This window comes from Luteimonas endophytica (genome assembly GCF_029887875.1).
Taxonomy (GTDB): Bacteria; Pseudomonadota; Gammaproteobacteria; order Xanthomonadales; family Xanthomonadaceae; genus Luteimonas; species Luteimonas endophytica.
This window is the reverse complement of sequence record NZ_JARXRM010000025.1, coordinates 245,751-261,713: the sequence shown is the minus strand read 5'-3', so window position 1 is coordinate 261,713 and position 15,963 is coordinate 245,751. Positions and strand designations below refer to the sequence as shown.

The 15,963-nt window shown below is 63.3% G+C and carries 13 protein-coding genes; 7 read left to right on the top strand and 6 right to left on the bottom strand.

Annotated features, from left to right (window positions below; translation table 11 throughout):
- Window positions 1-32: 32 nt before the first annotated feature.
- The 4 genes from QFW77_RS06845 (at window position 33) to QFW77_RS06830 (ending at window position 3,434) form a co-directional block, all read left to right on the top strand.
- Window positions 33-665 carry a GntR family transcriptional regulator gene (locus tag QFW77_RS06845; protein WP_280572726.1) on the top strand — a complete coding sequence of 211 codons (633 nt, stop codon included), beginning with the start codon at window positions 33-35 and terminating at the stop codon, window positions 663-665.
- 153 nt (window positions 666-818) lie between these two features.
- Entirely contained in the window at window positions 819-965 is a 147-nt protein-coding gene (locus tag QFW77_RS06840; protein WP_280573678.1) for a benenodin family lasso peptide, read from the top strand.
- Window positions 966-1,002: 37 nt separating this feature from the next.
- Window positions 1,003-1,698, top strand: a complete 696-nt coding sequence (locus tag QFW77_RS06835) for a lasso peptide biosynthesis B2 protein (protein ID WP_280573677.1) — start codon at window positions 1,003-1,005, stop codon at window positions 1,696-1,698.
- Window positions 1,695-3,434, top strand: coding sequence for an asparagine synthase-related protein (locus tag QFW77_RS06830; RefSeq protein WP_280573676.1), 1,740 nt, complete (start codon window positions 1,695-1,697; stop codon window positions 3,432-3,434). The genes QFW77_RS06835 and QFW77_RS06830 overlap by 4 nt, the downstream gene beginning before the upstream one ends.
- On the opposite strand, the gene QFW77_RS06825 is transcribed toward QFW77_RS06830, so the two are convergent.
- Both QFW77_RS06825 and QFW77_RS06820 read right to left on the bottom strand, forming a co-directional pair.
- Window positions 3,425-5,509 (bottom strand): Atxe2 family lasso peptide isopeptidase, encoded by a 2,085-nt coding sequence (locus tag QFW77_RS06825; protein ID WP_280573675.1) that lies wholly within the window; start codon window positions 5,507-5,509, stop codon window positions 3,425-3,427. The genes QFW77_RS06830 and QFW77_RS06825 overlap by 10 nt on opposite strands.
- Window positions 5,510-5,597: 88 nt before the next feature.
- On the bottom strand, window positions 5,598-8,210 hold the full coding sequence (locus tag QFW77_RS06820; protein WP_280573673.1) for a TonB-dependent receptor plug domain-containing protein: 2,613 nt from the start codon (window positions 8,208-8,210) through the stop codon (window positions 5,598-5,600).
- Between the two features lie 168 nt (window positions 8,211-8,378).
- On the opposite strand from QFW77_RS06820, the gene QFW77_RS06815 reads away from it, so the two are divergent.
- The 3 genes from QFW77_RS06815 to QFW77_RS06805 all read left to right on the top strand — a co-directional run bounded on the left by QFW77_RS06815 (window position 8,379) and on the right by QFW77_RS06805 (window position 11,161).
- Window positions 8,379-8,648: a helix-turn-helix domain-containing protein gene (locus QFW77_RS06815; protein ID WP_280573672.1), complete on the top strand. Its 270-nt coding sequence runs from the start codon at window positions 8,379-8,381 to the stop codon at window positions 8,646-8,648.
- Window positions 8,649-8,748: 100 nt separating this feature from the next.
- Entirely contained in the window at window positions 8,749-9,027 is a 279-nt protein-coding gene (locus tag QFW77_RS06810) for a helix-turn-helix domain-containing protein (RefSeq protein ID WP_280573671.1), read from the top strand.
- Between the two features lie 259 nt (window positions 9,028-9,286).
- Complete coding sequence (locus QFW77_RS06805; RefSeq protein ID WP_280573670.1) at window positions 9,287-11,161, top strand: DEAD/DEAH box helicase; 1,875 nt, start codon at window positions 9,287-9,289, stop codon at window positions 11,159-11,161.
- A gap of 165 nt (window positions 11,162-11,326) precedes the next feature.
- Here the strand turns inward: QFW77_RS06805 and qatD are convergent, their stop codons facing one another.
- The 4 genes from qatD to QFW77_RS06785 are packed head-to-tail and all read right to left on the bottom strand — an operon-like array spanning window position 11,327 to window position 15,895.
- Window positions 11,327-12,046 (bottom strand): Qat anti-phage system TatD family nuclease QatD, encoded by a 720-nt coding sequence (qatD, locus tag QFW77_RS06800; protein ID WP_280573669.1) that lies wholly within the window; start codon window positions 12,044-12,046, stop codon window positions 11,327-11,329.
- Between the two features lie 20 nt (window positions 12,047-12,066).
- Entirely contained in the window at window positions 12,067-13,374 is a 1,308-nt protein-coding gene (gene qatC, locus QFW77_RS06795; protein ID WP_280573668.1) for a Qat anti-phage system QueC-like protein QatC, read from the bottom strand.
- Window positions 13,374-14,126, bottom strand: a complete 753-nt coding sequence (locus tag QFW77_RS06790) for a Qat anti-phage system associated protein QatB (protein ID WP_507185093.1) — start codon at window positions 14,124-14,126, stop codon at window positions 13,374-13,376. Before QFW77_RS06790 ends, qatC begins: the two co-directional genes overlap by 1 nt.
- The gene (locus tag QFW77_RS06785; RefSeq protein WP_280573666.1) at window positions 14,126-15,895 is read right to left on the bottom strand and encodes a KAP family P-loop NTPase fold protein; all 1,770 of its coding nucleotides are present in this window, start codon (window positions 15,893-15,895) and stop codon (window positions 14,126-14,128) included. The genes QFW77_RS06790 and QFW77_RS06785 overlap by 1 nt, the downstream gene beginning before the upstream one ends.
- Window positions 15,896-15,963: the final 68 nt, after the last annotated feature.

Here is a 15,963-nt window from a genome sequence, read left to right as displayed (position 1 = left end):
AACACGGCCATTCGCGGATATGGAGTTCCGCCATGAGCGCATTCCACACCAAGAGCGTGCAGCTGCAGGACCAGATCCGGCGGGCACTGCGATCAGGGCGCTACCTGCCCGGCGACCGGATCGATCCGGCCTCGCTGGCCGCCGAGTTCAGCACCAGCCTCATGCCGGCGCGCCTCGCGCTGGAGCGCCTCGTCGGCGAAGGCCTGCTCGAGCACCACGCCCGGGGCGGCGTATACCTTCCGCTACCGGTCGAGATCGAACTGCGCGATGCCTATGACTGGATGCAGCGCCTGCTGCTGATGGCGTGCGATGTCGGGATCGCCGCCAGGGCCCCGGGTGGCGTCAGACAACCCCAGCTCCCCTCGAACGACGGCGACCTGGTCGAGGCGACCTGGCAACTGTTCGACGCCATCGCCCATGCTACTGGTCACACCTTTCTCTACCCGGCCGTGAGGCGTACGAACGATCAGCTCGCGCCGATCCGACGGGCCAAGCCGGGCCTGGTCGATGATGCATTCGAGGAGCTCGCCGCGCTGAACCGGCATTGGCAGCAGCGCGATCTCCCCAGCCTGCGGTCGGCATTGCACGACTACCACGAGCGCCGCAAGCAGCTGGTCCCGTGCATCACGGTGACGCTCAAGCGGCAGCACGAGCACCGGCAATAGCCGCGGGCGGCGTGCCCGCCCGGGGTATCCGCACTGGCGTCACAGTTGCAGATGATCAAGCAATGATCAGCAGAAGATCATTTGAAGATCAGGAAATCCACCTCCTACGCTGAAGCCGTCATGGAGCCCATGACGCAACTGCAGGAGACGGAGATGAACAACAGCAACGACAACACCCCGCGTCCGGAAATGCAGGACGACATCATCGAGCTCGGCGCCGCCAGCATCGAGACCAAGGGCCCGCTCATTCCGCCGGTCGAGGGAATGGGAGCTCAGCCCACCGGCATCTCCGCCGAGTGAGCGACAAGGCGCACCGAAAGGTGCGCCTTCTGCTCCCATGGATACAGCAACATCTCTACGGCTTCGCAGCAGCCTGTCCTACTGCCTGATCGATGGCCATGCCATCTTTCTCGACGTGGATGGCGACAGATACTTTCGCCTTCCCGCCCCTCTCGAGACTACCTTTCTAACCCATATGACCACCGGCGAGTGCGCGACGTCCGCGCTGCGCGGACTGCTGGAATGCGGGTTACTGGAGAACGCGCCTAGCTCATCGCTTCGGCGCACGCAGACCTTTGCGGAACCGCCCATGCGAAGCGCCCTTGAAATGGCTAGCGTTGCTGGCTTCTTCTCGGTCGGCGCCCTACTTGAGGTCGGCACGATCGTGGCGTCGACCTACTGGCGGCTGAGGACGCGCCCCCTGAGGGATGTCCTAGATCACCTCGTCGCCAGGCACGTGGAGGATTCGGCGTTGAAAGATGCCGCGCACGGCGAGGCAACGGAACGCCGACTGCTAGCCACTGCCGCCGTGTTCAATCGGATACGACCCTTCGTTCCGGTGGAGACCGTGTGTCTTCTGGACAGCATTGCACTGCTTAGTTTTTTGGCGCACAGGGGTCTGCATGCAAGCATCGTCATGGGCGTCACCTGCGATCCGTTCGAGGCGCACTGCTGGGTACAGGCAAGGGACCTCTTGTTGAACGAGACGGTCGGAGACGCCTGCATGTATACCCCGATCAAGGTGATCCCATGACAGTTCGATACCTGGCCATCCTGGCCGCTGATGGACCAAGCGACGCCGATCCGTCGTCAGACGTGTTTCGCGCTGCGCTGCGCGGCCTGGGCCTGCACCGCACCCTGACCCTGGATGGCATCAGCGTCTTCACGTCCATGCAAACACCGACGCTTGATCTCCCCTCTGGAGGCGTGCTCCTCGGCCATGTTTTCAATCGCCGGTTCCAGCCCCTGCGGTTCGCGGACGGCATCCCGTCGCACCTGTCAGGACATGAGCTGACCAGCTTCATCCTGGAACACTACTGGGGTGAGTACGTTCTGCTACTGCCCGGGCAGGGTGGGGAGGGGAAAACCACCGTAGTACGCGATCCATCCGGAGCCGTGCCCTGTGTTTTTTCGACCGACGGCAGGTTCGTCACTTCGGACCTCTCGTTGGCAACGCGCTCCGGAATCCACCAGCGTCGGATCAACTGGGACTTCATCGCGCATTACCTGCAGTACCCACATGCGAAGACCCGCGCAACCGGCTTGCAGGGCATCGAGGAGCTGCTGCCGGGATGCGCTTTGCACGTGAGGAGCCGCAAGGCCTCCGTTTCACCGGTGTGGTTTCCCTGGCACTACGTGCGCACTGACGAGCGACACGTCAGTCCGGAAGAGGCGGCGACGTCGGTCCGCAGTACAGTCGAAGGGGTGACCCAAGCCTTGGCGGATACGGACCGCTCCATTCTGCTGGAGGCCTCCGGTGGCCTCGACTCGACCATCGTCGGCGCATGCCTAAGGGGCACAGGCGCAGATGTCTCGTGCCTGACGCTCGTTACCCCGGTGCCTGGCGCCGACGAACGGCGATACGCAGGCCTCATTGCCGCAGGCCTCGGCGTCCCCCTGAACGATCAGATCCTGTCCTTCGATGCCGCGGATTTCGAGAGCAAGCCGCCCGGGGATCTCCCTGTCCCGGCGGTGACCGCCTTCCAGCACGCGATCGACCGCATCGTAGTGGATGCCGCCACCGCCGCGGGTGTGAGCAGCCTCTACTCTGGCGGCGGTGGCGACACCGTCTTCGGCTCGCTCGCCAGCGCATCCCCCGCCGCGGATGCGGTCAAGGAGCTCGGCATTCGCCGTGGGCTCTCCACCATGATGAGTCTTTCGGAGATCCACCGATGCACCTTCTGGAAAGCCGCCGGCCTTTCGGTCCGGAAGCTAGTGCACCCGACAAGAGCGCCTCGCAAACCCGACACCTCCCTGCTTCGCCCCAGCCTGGAGACCATGGCGGTTGAAGAACACCCATGGTGGCAACTGCCACCCGAGACTTTGCCTGGGGACAGGGAACGCATCATCGACCTGGCGGGCACCCAAGTCTTCAGGGACGGAGCGCCAAGACGGTATCGGTTCGCGCTGCGCCTTCCACTGCTGTCGCAGCCGGTCATGGAGGAATGCTTGCGTGTTCCTTCATGGATGTGGCTGCTGGGCGGCCGCAACCGCGCCATCGCGCGCAATGCATTCTCCGACGTGCTTCCAGAAGCCGTTGCGCGCCGGCGGAGCAAGGGCAACTTCACCCACTACATCGGCGGCATCTACCAACGGCAGAAGCATGCCATGCGGAACATGCTGATTGAGGGGGAGCTGCAGGCACGGGGCCTGGTCGACCCCGAGGCCGTGGCCGCCTTCGTGGAGCGCCCCCTACTGCCTCGGGACAAGACGTTCCTGCGGATGTTCGACCTGGCCATGGTGGAAAACTGGGTTCGCCATCAGGGATAGGGCACCTCGGGTGCTGCCTCACCGGCAGTGCCGGCGGCAAGGGACGCACGCATCTCGCGCCAATGCATGTACTGCTCACGCTTGGCCGCCGCAGGGTCCTCTTCCCCTTGCAGCCAGAAACGGAACCAGTCGAGATTGCGGAGATAGATCGCCAGCTTGTGCCGTGGCTGAAACTTCAGGTGGGGTTCGTGCGGGAAAACGTAAAGATCTGCCCGCCGACTCGCGACAAGCGGGATAGCGTAGTCCAGCGAGTGGGTGTACTCCTGTTCGGGCAGTTGCATCAGGATCGGTGCGCGAATCCGGTGCAGGTTGAGGGCCGGCGACAGGATTTTCCAACGTTCGGGACTCTCGCCGTACCCGCCCGCCTGCCATAGGTCACGAAAGGTAGACAGAAAATCTTCGCCTCTCAGGCTGCCCAGGGTGTGGTAAAGAACGGAGATGCCGGAAGAACTCACGGACGCTGCCGCGACCAGGTCCGAATGCACGACGGTCCACAGCGTCGCCTCTGTGCCGAAGCTGAGCCCGCCCATGCCCACCCGGGAGGGGTCCACCTCCCCCGTCGATGCCAGCATGGCAACCACGCTCCTGATGGATGACACCGCCATGCCGTAGCGCGCCGTCGCGTCCCTGCGCAGCGGGGGCGCGTTGATGCACAGCGCGGCAATGCCGTACTGCGGAAACGTGGCCAGCGGCCACTCATCGCCCACCCCGCCCCGCACGAAGCCCGGACAGTGGTAGTAGGTGACGAAGAGTGGCGCAGGCTTGCTGCCGGATAGGGGCGCGTAGTACCTGCCCGTGAAGCGGTTCCCTTCCGCGTCCTCCCACTTGAGCAGCCTGACGCGCGTGGCAGCCGCCACGTCCTGCGCCAAGCGATCGTTCGGATCGAACAGGACGCGGCGGTCCCCCGTATCCAGATGGATGAGCTCCAGCCGGGGCGGCTGGCCCGCGCTGGCCGTGACGCAGACCAGCGCCGTAGCCGAGACGCCGCAGTCGCTTGGCGCCCAGCGCGCACCGCCATTGAGCTGCCCGTCCCACGCAACCACCCTGCCCACGCTCCCGCTCTTCACGTCCCATCTGAAGATCGCTTGGGCCAAGCCTTCATCACGATCGGTCGTGGTGAACAGCAGTTCGGAGTGCTGGGGCCTCCACTGGAGGCTGGTGATCGGCCGCCCGCTGCATGCCACGTCCGTACAGCGGATCGATGGGGTCCTCCCATCCCCGGACAGGACGAACAACCCGGCCTCCGAATGCCCGATGATGTCCGGGTCCCTGTCACCCACGCGCGCGAGAACGGCGAGCCGCCTGCCCGGCGCGTCGCGGGATACGCGAAGCGTCTCGAGGTCTTCCCCCTGAAAGCGTAGTTGCGCAGGCGGCGTGTCTCGTGGTTCCGGGGGCGAAACCTCAAGCGTCCGCCCCGTCGCGAGATCGATCGCCCGCCAACGTTCGGGTACCTCGGACAGCAAGGGCACGCGCGTGAACCAGGCCCCCAGGCGTTGCGTGGCGAGACGGCCCGACGTGTTGCCGGAGCGGAACAGGTTCTGCCCCACGGGCGTGGTGGCGGTCACGCGGATGCCGCCGTCGTACTCGTCCTGTTCCGCACGGGCAATCTCCTCCCGTGTCGCACCGACCGCATAGACCAGGCGGCGCCCCTCGTCCTCAAGCCGGAACTCGCGCACATCCGCGGGATCGGCCGTCACGGCCTCCGAGCCCGATCCATCGGTCGCGGCACGCCAGACATCAACCCTGCCATCCACCAGCGCACGGTAGTAGATCCAACGCCCATCCGGCGACCAGACCGGCAGCGCGGGCAAGGAGTCTCCCGCGCTGTCGCGCAACGGCACACCGCCGTCGGCCACCGGGCGCGGCGGCCCGGTGGCGGCCAGCCCCTGCACGTACCAGACCGTGTCGTAGGTGTTGCGCACGATCGAGGCCTTTTCGGTGCGATAGGCCACGGCGCTTCCATCGGGCGACACCACGGGATTGGCGATGTCCACCACTTCCACAAGGGCACGAGGCGACACAGTCTGGCCATACGCAAGGCAGCACAGCAGGCACGACGCGGCGCCCAGGGCCATTCTTCGGATCATGCGAGTTCCATTCGTTCGTCTGTCAGGCTTGAAGGCGAGCGCCTGCAACACTGGCGCCGTACTGCAACGGGCCCGCTCACCAGGTCGCGGATACCGACACGGCCACAAAGCGACCGACCGCCGAATAGTTGGTCGAGTCATACGGCACGTGGGTGGGGGAGCCGACCTGGTGCAGGGGCGGCGCGCGGTCCAACAGGTTCTGGGCGCTGAGCGCGAGTTCCCACTGCGGTGGCCGCCCCTGCTCCGGCGAGGTGCGATAGCGCACCGTGGTATCCAGCGTGGTGAACGAGGCGGTCGTCCTGCCGTCCAGTACGTTCTCCACGCCCGACACGTAGTTGGCGAACACCGACGCACCCCACCCGCTGCGCGACCACGCCGCACCGGCCCGCGCCCTCAGCCGGGCCGGGTTGTAGACCAAGCCCGACAGGTCGTAGGCGTCCTGCGCGGGCGTGTTCTGCTGCCTGCTGTCGATCCAGCTCGACGAGGCCCGCAGCGTGGCTGTTCCCCCGTACAGGTCGAAGCCGAACGACCCGGACAGATCGATGCCCCTGATCCGCTGCCGGGCGACATTCACGTAGTTCGCGTACATGAGCGCCACCACCCTGGCCGGGTCGTACGGCGCGCCCGAGTAGTTCATGAAGTTCGGATAGCGGGCGATGACCGCGGCCTGCTCGTCCTCGGTGGGGCTGTAGTGGATGAACTGCGCGTAGTCGGGATTGGTCAAGGCGGTGAAATAGTCGGTGATCGGCTGCACCACGCGCTCGGTGTAGTCGACGTCGAATACCGTCAGCTGTGCATCGAGCGTGTCCATCGACCGCGGGTGGAGTGCCAGGGTTGCCGACCAGGTCGTTGCGCGCTCCGGCCCCAGGTCAGGATTGCCGCCACCCATCACGATCACCGTGTCACCGACGGAGCCGCCGTACACGTACGCAGGGTCCAGCGATGCCTGAGCCACGTAGAACCGCTGGTACAGCGTGGGCGCCTTGAACGACCTGCCCCAAGAGGCCTTCAAGGTCACATCCGCACCGGGCGCGTACACGAGCCCCAGTTTGGGCGTGGTGACGCTGCCGAAGCTGTCATAGTCCTCGCTGCGCACCGCCGCCGTCGCCGTGAGCCGGCGCACACCGCGCAGGCCGGTTTCGGGCCCGACCAGAGGCAGCTCCGCCTCGGCGTAGGCATAGCGACTTCCTTCGCGGCCATCCACCGTGACCGTGCCGGCCAGATGATCGAGCTGTCGGTACACGTTCTCCCGGTAGCCGATGCCGGCCGCCAGCCGCGCGTCACCCCCCGGGAGCGCGAACAGCGGCCCCTCGGCGCCGATGTCATAGGCACGCGTGGTGTTGCAGCCCCAGCACGCCTGGATATACGGCTGCGACTCCCCCGTGTCCGCCTGCACGCGGGTATGCGACTGCAGGTGTTCGTCCTTGCCCCAGGTGGCGCCCGCGGAAAGCGTCCAGTCATCACCCGCGAAGAGGTCGAGCGTGGCGGAGGCCACCGAACTGGTGGTCTTCGGCGCAATCCTGTTGTAGACGCCTGGGTCGCCCGGGAAGTAGTAGTAGTAGAGCTGGTCGCGGCGGGTCCTGAGCATGTCCACGCGCACCTCGCCAGCCTCGCCGATCGACTGGGATGCGCTCAGCAGCGCGCTCCGCAGGTCGCTGCCCGGATGGATGGTGGTCGGGTCCCGCAGAAAGGCGGTGTAACCGCGCTCGGCCGCATGGATCGGGTCGGTGGAGACATCCTTGACCGTTGCAATCAGACCGCCGGTTTGCCACGCGTGGCCGGCGGTGGCGCTGTATTCGCGCGTTGCCAGTCCGCCACCGGTGGCAGCCCCATGGCGCATCCCGACCGACACACCGTCGAACTCCCGCTTGAGGATGATGTTGCCCACGCCGCCCACGGCATCCGATCCGTAGATGGCCGACGCGCCATCGGTGACGATCTCGATGCGATCCACCGCCTCCACCGGGATGGCACTGATGTCCACCGCTTGGGAGAACCCGCTGTAGGAGAGGCGCCGGCCATTGAGCAGCGTGAGCGTCGCATCCGGCCCCAGCCCGCGCAGGTTGAGCGCCGAACCCCCGGTGATGTTCTGGTTGGCGATGCCGCCAGCGCCGGAGGTCGCCCCCGTGGCCACACCAGGGTTCTGCCCGCCTGCCGAATTCTGCGGCACGCTGCGGATCACCTCGCCCAGATCGCTGAAGCCCTCCTCGCGGATGTGCTCGCTGCCGATGGTGATCACCGGCGAGGGCGAAGTGCCGCCGCGGATGCGGGTGCCGGTGACGGTGATTTGCTCAAGCTCGGTCGCGGTCGGCGCCTGCGTCGGCTGCTGGGACGGGGCTTGATGCTGTTGAAGGTCCGGAGCCGGACTCGCTCCTTGCACCTCACCGGCATCGGCGTCCTGACCGCCTGATTCATCTGCGCCTACGGGCTCCGGTGTCTGCTGAGCTACGGCGATCGACAGCGGCAGGAGCGACAGGAGTGCTGCAGCCAGGACGCTGTGGGCCAGGCTGCGCTCCGGGTGATCCGGAGGACTTCGCGTGCCTCGTCGAACGCGTGGCGTTTGTCCCAAGTCACGTAGGCACAGTGAAACGGAGCCAGTTCTCTCGTCCTTCGCGGGTGAGGGGATCTCCTTCCGGCACCGCCAGCCCACCACACCGCCTAAAACAACAGCTCTCCTGCCGTTCAACATGCGATTCCTCCCGGACATTGGTTCTTCCCCGTGCCGCCCCGAAGCGTCAGCAGGGGCATAGGCTTGCCCCCAGGTGCTGGAAGAAGCCCTGGGACCCAGCATATCTGCTTTTCGGATATTTGAAAAGTAGATATAGGTTGGGTGTGGCCATCCGTCAGGGAAGCCACAATGAGCGCCAAATCGATCTACAAGCCCGAATACAAGGTCCTGCGCAGGCTGTTGTTCGAGATGCGGGAGAGCGCCGGACTCAAGCAGAAGGAAATGGCCAGCCGGCTGCAGCGGCCGCAGTCCTACGTCAGCTCCGTCGAGCGCGGCCGCCGCAGAATGGATCTGCTGCAGCTGCGGGAGTACTGCCTGGCCTGCGAGCAGGAAGTGGTCGACTTCGTCCGCCGGTTCGAGGACGAGATCACAGCCGGATGCGGCCAACCTCCGCACTGACCAATCGTGCACAACCAGAGATACGCGATCACGTATCGGTTTTTCGGATACCGAAAAACCAGATATAGGGTAGGTGCGGCCTGCATTTTTCGACGCCGCAATGCCCCCAAAATCGATCCACAAGCCTGAATATCAGACGCTGCTGGAGATGCTGGTCGAGATCCGCGGCAAGGCCGGGCTGAAGCAGGCCGAGCTGGCGGCGCTTCTGGACCGATCCCAGTCCTACGTCAGCGACGTCGAGCGTGGGGGACGAAGGCTGGATCTGCTGCAGCTGCGGGAATACTGCCTGGCCTGCAATCAGGACCTAGTGTCCTTCGTCAGACGATTCGAGAAGGCTGTTGGGGATGGATCTGGCGCAAAGCGCCGAGCTTCTCGATAGCTCCTGATGGCCACGAATCGATCGCCGGTGTTGCGGGCTGCGTGAGCCGTCTCCGTGGAACGCGGACACCGCCAATGGATGCGTTTTGTCTGATTACGCCCAGTGGCGACCGTGAGGGCATTCGGGCCTCCTAAGCCTTCAGCCCTCTTGACCCCTCGCAGGGGTGCGCGCGGCTGGAATCCTTACGGAAGATCTATTCGACGTCACGGCACCTTATGCGGTAGCTTTAACCCCAGCGACCCATGGATTGGGGGATCCGATGGCCACGCTGATTCCAAGCCGCAACACCTGCCTGTCGCGCATGACGTCGGGGGAACGCCGCTTTGCTTCGCGGCTGGACGACAAGCTCGATGACGAGTACCTGTGCTGGTATGACGTGCCAATCGGCCCGCGTTACCGGCATCCTGACTTCGTCGTCCTGCACCCGTCCCGCGGATTCCTGGTGCTGGAGGTCAAGGACTGGAAGCCGGACACCCTGGCCGAGCTCGACCGCGACCGGGCCATCATCAACACCGACCGCGGCCGCGTGACCCAAGCCAATCCCCTGCGCCAGGCGCGGGACTACGCGATGGAGATCGTCCGGCTGCTGCAGGACGACCCGGCCCTGTGCCATCCGCCCGGCAACAGGCGCGCGGGCAAGCTGCTGATGCCTTGGGGCTTCGGCGTGGTGCTGCCCAACATTACCCGCAACCAGTTCGATCAGATGGAGCTGGAGCACTTCCTGCCGCCCGGCAGCGTGATCTGCCGCGACGAGATGACCGAGGGCGTTGACACGGAAGGGTTCCAGACCCGGCTCTGGGACATGTTCCTGATGCCCTTTCCCTGCCTGCTCAGCCTGCCGCAGATCGAGCGCGTGCGCTGGCACTTGTTTCCGCAGCTGCGCATCCAAGTACAAGGCGACCTGCTGCAGACGCCCGTACCGGCCAACACCGCACCCGTCGAGATTCCGGACATCATTCGGGTCATGGATCTACAGCAGGAGCTGCTGGCCCGCTCGCTGGGCGACGGGCATCGCGTGATTCACGGCGTTGCCGGGTCCGGCAAGACGATGATTCTCGGCTACCGCTGCGTGGAACTGGCCCGCCGGCAGCACAAGCCAGTGCTGGTGCTCTGCTACAACAAAACGCTGGCCAGCCACCTCGACCACCTGATGCAGGGGCATGGCGTGCAGGACCGGGTGGCCGTGCACAACTTCCACGAGTGGTGCCGCGAGCAACTCAAGACCTACGGGCTGCCCATGCCGCCCTTCCAGAAGAGCGCCGATATGTATGCACAGATGCTCGTGCAGTCGGTCATCGACGGCGTGGAATCCAACGCCATCCCGCGCGCGCAATACGGTGCGGTGCTGATCGACGAGGGCCACGACTTCGACCCAGAGTGGCTGCGGCTCGTCGCCCAGATGGTGGACCCCGAGACCAATTCGCTGCTGCTGCTCTACGACGACGCGCAGAGCCTGTACGGCAATGCCGCCCGGCGAAAGTTCTCCTTCGCCAGCGTCGGCATCCAGGCGCAGGGCCGCACCACCATTCTGCGCCTGAACTACCGCAACACCCTCGAAGTGCTGGCGGTCGCCAAGGCCTTCGCAGAAGAAGTGCTGATGCGACATGATGCCGACGACGACCACGTGCCGGTCGTCGTGCCAGAAAGCGCCGGCCGCCGCGGCCCGATGCCGGAACTGTGGCGAGCACGCAACATCTGGGCCGAGGCCGACATCATCGCCGCCCGCATCCAGGACGCGATCACCAACGGTGCCAATCCCAACGACTTTGCCGTGCTGTGCCACTCCAATCGGCTGGCCGCCCTGATCGCCACGCAGCTGCAGAAGCGCGGCCTGACCGTGCTGCTGGCATCAGACGACCAGAGGCGCGCCATGTTCAACGGCCCAGCTTCGGTCAAAGTGATGACCATGCACTCAAGCAAGGGGCTGGAGTTCGACACGGTGTTCATTCCCGGCATCTGCGAACTGACGACCCCCGACGATGATGTGGACCGCAAGCAACAACAGGTACGCGTACTTTATGTCGGCATGACCCGCGCGCTGCGGCAGCTGGAGATGTCGCATCATGGAGAGGGCGCGACAGTGGAGCGGGTTCGCAGCGTGGTGGAGGGTGTATCGCGACGGCTAGCGGCGTAAGCGCATTAGTCGGCACTGGCAAGGCTCTTGCCGCCGCGCCACGACGTAGCAATGCCCGCTTGTGGTCACACCCACATGCTCAAAAGTGCACTCTGACCCCAATCTCTGTGCTATTGCGGGTCAAGATTGAACCTGACCCCATTGCTCTGCGCTCCATTGCTTCAATCAGAGAGAAATCACCTGACGGAAATTTCTCACTATAAGCGTGCGCGTAGCTAGCTCATCAAGCCCCCACTGCCCAGACAAGAACGACACCACATGATCACAGTGGCCTGGCGAAATTGGAGAACCGCGATGAGTCACGAAAGGGCCATCAGTTTCCGTCAGCACTCGATTTGACGGTATCAATGCCAACAGCTCACGCCCCTTATTACTTCTCGCCATCGCGTCACCAACAGAGAACCAGCAGTCCATATCGACAGCGCGCCGCAACTCCTTCTTTGTCCCGGAAAACCAGTGCAAGATGGCAACGCCGTAGCCGTGATGGTGCTGCAACGCATCCAGCACCTGCGTCGCGGCATTACGACTATGGATTGTGAGGACACGCCCACCAGCCAGGGCACAGGACGCAAGCACATGGTCGAACACGCGCACCTGCTCACCCCAGAAGGGCTTGCACTCGGCGGAGCCGTCAAGCCCAACCTCTCCGACATAGCGCGCCTGGGGAAGCAGTCGATCGAATAGCGAGAGCTCTCCAAGCCGCTCTGCCGCGAGCTGCGGATGGAGTCCAAGCGCGGTCTTGATCCGCGGGTGGTCCGCCGACAGCGCCTGAGTTTGGAGCCACGCCGATGGCGTAGTCGTTACGGAAAGCACATACGAACCACTCTTGCCGATTGCTTCGGCTTGCTGTCTCGGCTCGGGATAGAGGTCGAGGTGGCAGTGCATGTCAACAGCGGGGACCGACATTAGAGAAGAGCTTCGGAACGCAGGAAGTCGCGCACCTCCATCATGCCACGGCGGGCAGCGTTCACCCTCCCCGCCCGGTCCGCGGCGACCAATGGTATCGGGCCCGTCATCGCGATCCAACGGTCGACATCCATGGTATCCAGCCGTCGCGCGGCCAGGAGCATGGCCATCAGATCATCTGGATCCTTGTCATGCTCGAAGAACTGGTGCAGATCGATCCCTTTCGCCTGATAAGGCGTGCCATCAGCCATGCCCGCGCGATGAAACGCGGCACGGCGGATCAGACAAGGCACGCAGCGACCGCACTGCTTCCCGGTCCGCTTCCACTTACCGCACGATACCGTCCCATTCGCTATCGTCGCGAGACGCGCTTGGTCGCGGCACTCAGCCATCATCTCCCCCTTGGTCTTGTGCGCGTAGGGATTTATTAGATCAATCGGCAGACCCACCTCACCCAGCACCTCGGAGATCATATGCATGTAATAGGGGTGAGTTGTGCGGGTGCTCAACGCGCCTATCCGGCGATGAGTAAGCGGTGGATTGAGTGCGATCAGGCCATTCTCCGGAACAAACAGAATCGTGCGCTCAACACTCGGCCGAAGGAGAGATGCCGCCATGAGCACGCCCATGGCCAGGAAGTTGAAGCTGCGCGTTCGCATCTGCACATCATTGCCGTGATCGAGCCAGCCCACCGGGTTCGCCTGCACACCAAATCGGACAGCACCTGCACCCAATTGCGGCAAAATCGCTTCTTGTTTTGCAGCATCGCGGGTGTAGGCATGACTCACAAGAAACGGATTGCGACGATCTGCGCGCAAGTCGAGCGCCCCAATCGCGCTATCAAGCCCACCAGAAAATAGGCACGCGCTATCGCATGCTCTCGGATCAATATTGCGACGGACGCGCCGGTTGAAGGTGGGAGGCGCGTTGCCGCCGCCTTCGACGCTTAGACTCCAAACGTCGCCGCTGAGGAAATTCAATGCGCGCGTGAGCTTAGGCAACACGGGCATCCAAGTGCCAGGGTTGTCCAATGCAACGACAAGGTCAATCTCGCGCGCCCAACCATCGGCGGCATCATCACGACTGACAAAAGTGTCGGCAGCGATCACCGCTAACGAGATTGAAAGGAAGTCGAAGGCGACAGGGTGAAGCGGGGCGCGGACCCTCGTTAGCTCATCGTAGATGCTCCATCCCAGCGCCGCCCTCCCCTCCTGATCGGGCCGACTCCCGTAGAGATGGATAGGGATAAGCGTCTCGGTTGCCCCAGGTAGCTGGTCCAGCTCTGGATGGACATAGACAGTGTTCATCACTCGTAGCCCTCCCACTCCTTCCAGACTTCCCGGATTGCGGCGATCTGCGCTGTTTGCATCTGGGCTGGCGAAATCGCGCCGACGTTTCCTGCGAGGAGCGGCGCCAAGTGTTTCTCGCTCACTACTTTGACAAGCTCCATCAACTGCTGCTCAGCGTTCTCGACAGCCGTTGGCGTCGCACCCTTACCGAATGCCCGATCCGAATCAAGCACGATCGCTTGGAACACAGACAGCGAGACGTAGGTCACCATGAGATTCACAAGAGCCTCATCGGTGATGCTACTGAAGTCGAACTCCTCGACACCCTCCAAACACTCCGATAGCGCATCATTCAGCGCCGCCCGGATGCGATCAGCGTCCCCGTTCTCGGGCACGAATGCGTCAACGAGCGCATCGATGACCTCTCGGGTTGGCCGACCAGCGAGTGCTCGAAGATTGGCCGGCGCATTGAGCGAACCTGTCCGAAGGTCATTAAGGGCTCCAAACATGGCGGCGCCTGACTGCGCGACCGCACCGAAGCGCCTCGGCCCCACCGTTGAGCCACCAGTCGAAGAGCTGGCATAACTTCGCAGCGCCTTACGGAGCTGATCCCCGTCCCCGCTTCCGACGAACTTACCGAGGTGGGTCCGAAACGAGCGAAAACGTTGCTCGTCTGGCTCCGGACCGGGTCCAGCGCCATCGACATCTGCCCATGGCGGCACTAATGGACTGCGATCATTCGCACCACGACTTGAAGTTGACGTTCCCATCAGGCGATCCCCTTTGCCCAAGCTCGATCTTTCAGCAGTGTCGTCAGCCACAGCGCCTTCTTGCCAGGTACCGCTTTGATCAGCGCAACAAGTGGGCCTGCTACTTCTGGGTGCGCATCGGCCAAGATCACCGAGCCATTAAAGGAATCTGGCCGCTTGGACCAATCCGCTTGCTCTCCCAGCACTGCCACCAACTCACGCATCACCGCGCCAAGTTCGCTAGGCGGAACGGCAGCGATTGCCTGGGTGGCCGCGGGTGAAGACAGCGTCTTGGCGCCTGCAAGGATGCGAACCGCCTCCGCTGCGGCCTGCGACAGGCCGCTTCCGACGGATCGAAGCACTGTCGTCTCTTTGCTAAGGTAAACCAGTGGTCGGAGATCAATTCCACCCAAAGCGGGCTTCAACTGCATCCAATCGCGCAGAAATGGGCCTTGCGCCTTCCACTCACTTGGCAATGCTGCCTCAAATTTCTCGGGGTCATCTGCAATCGATTCGAGCTTAACAATCAGCGGAGGCTTGCCCCCTGATGCTTCGTTGACCAGTCCGTAAAGCTTTCCAATCGCGTCCGCATCCACGCAGCGCTCGAAGATCGCGAACTTCGCAATCATGCCCTCGTTGATGGGCATTTCGCGACGGCTTGCGATGCGGACCCTGAGACGCACGATGTTGAGCAGGCGCTTGATGATCCGCGGATTACCGAGGACGGCACCCGAAGTAGCGAGCATAGACGCCATACGGTCTGCCGTGTCGAAACTTGCGACGAGACTTTCGTCAGCACCGGTAATGCTCGCCACTTCCTCCAGCTTGACTGGCGCATCGGTCCAGCTACGGCGAAGGTTCTTTTCAAGCGCGACCCTCAGCTTGTCCTGCTTCCCCAAATCGATCCTGGACGCCTCGGCGAAGAGCATGAATAGATACGCCCGAATTTCGGTGATACCAAGCTTTGGCACACGAACCGGAACCTGAATTAGCTTATCCAGATAATCAGTGATGTGGCGCTCGCTTGCACCCTCGAAGTGCTTACGCACTGAGTCGCGCACCATTTCTTCGTCTGCGGCAACCACAAACGCAGATTCCTCCATGAAGAGGAACAGCCGAAGCGCTTCAAGCGTATGAATCGCTTGCGTGGGGAGACAGCGATCGAGGTTGTCGACGAATACCACCAAGGTCTTGCCTAGCTTTTCGAGAAGCTCGCCAAATTCCTGGCGGAATGCGTCGATCTCTTTGGGCGGTGTTTGCGCATTAGCTGGGTCGATCAGCTTGAAAGCTTCTTTTGCTCCATCCGCAACTGCCTGGGTGTCTTTCGGTGAAGGATCTCCCTTGACGATATTTCTCACACCTTCGACTGCACGTGAGGCAGCGCCGAGCAGGGGGAGTCCGTGGAACGCCGCCACGAGTTCGATGCCAAGCCCAAGAGTTCGAAGCGTGTTGACCCGGGCTAGGAGCCGCTTTGCCAGGTCAAGTAGGCTTTCGTCATCCTTGGCCGCCTCGTACAGCGCTTGTGCAATGACCTCCATTAACGCGGCGCGCGCATCGTCGTAGCCCTGATAGAGCCAGGCGTCGAATCTGATGACGATCACCTTTTCGTGGGCCTCGCGGCGAATCTGGCTTTCTATCAAGTTCAGGAGGCTTGACTTGCCAGTGCCCCAGGTGCCGAACACGCCGACTGAGACCGGTCGCATCCTGGGGTCTAGTAGGATTTCTGAAACCACTTCCGCCAGCTCCAGATAATTGAGGTAATCGGTGCGAGTTTCTATATCCGACCACATACATTGACCTCTCGACTAAAGCCTACGCTGTCTCATTCTGTCGCTGATGTGGTGTGCTGTCTCCGCGG

Bases quoted from the DNA above. Each gene is read 5' to 3' on its own strand.
- QFW77_RS06805 (WP_280573670.1), top strand. From the start codon at position 9,287: ATGGCCACGCTGATTCCAAGCCGCAACACCTGCCTGTCGCGCATGACG.
- QFW77_RS06835 (WP_280573677.1), top strand. From the start codon at position 1,003: ATGGATACAGCAACATCTCTACGGCTTCGCAGCAGCCTGTCCTACTGC.
- QFW77_RS06845 (WP_280572726.1), top strand. From the start codon at position 33: ATGAGCGCATTCCACACCAAGAGCGTGCAGCTGCAGGACCAGATCCGG.
- qatC (WP_280573668.1), bottom strand. From the start codon at position 13,374: ATGAACACTGTCTATGTCCATCCAGAGCTGGACCAGCTACCTGGGGCA.
- QFW77_RS06825 (WP_280573675.1), bottom strand. From the start codon at position 5,509: ATGGCCCTGGGCGCCGCGTCGTGCCTGCTGTGCTGCCTTGCGTATGGC.
- QFW77_RS06785 (WP_280573666.1), bottom strand. From the start codon at position 15,895: ATGTGGTCGGATATAGAAACTCGCACCGATTACCTCAATTATCTGGAG.
- QFW77_RS06840 (WP_280573678.1), top strand. From the start codon at position 819: ATGAACAACAGCAACGACAACACCCCGCGTCCGGAAATGCAGGACGAC.
- QFW77_RS06810 (WP_280573671.1), top strand. From the start codon at position 8,749: ATGCCCCCAAAATCGATCCACAAGCCTGAATATCAGACGCTGCTGGAG.
- QFW77_RS06820 (WP_280573673.1), bottom strand. From the start codon at position 8,210: ATGTTGAACGGCAGGAGAGCTGTTGTTTTAGGCGGTGTGGTGGGCTGG.
- QFW77_RS06830 (WP_280573676.1), top strand. From the start codon at position 1,695: ATGACAGTTCGATACCTGGCCATCCTGGCCGCTGATGGACCAAGCGAC.
- QFW77_RS06815 (WP_280573672.1), top strand. From the start codon at position 8,379: ATGAGCGCCAAATCGATCTACAAGCCCGAATACAAGGTCCTGCGCAGG.
- QFW77_RS06790 (WP_507185093.1), bottom strand. From the start codon at position 14,126: ATGGGAACGTCAACTTCAAGTCGTGGTGCGAATGATCGCAGTCCATTA.
- qatD (WP_280573669.1), bottom strand. From the start codon at position 12,046: ATGCACTGCCACCTCGACCTCTATCCCGAGCCGAGACAGCAAGCCGAA.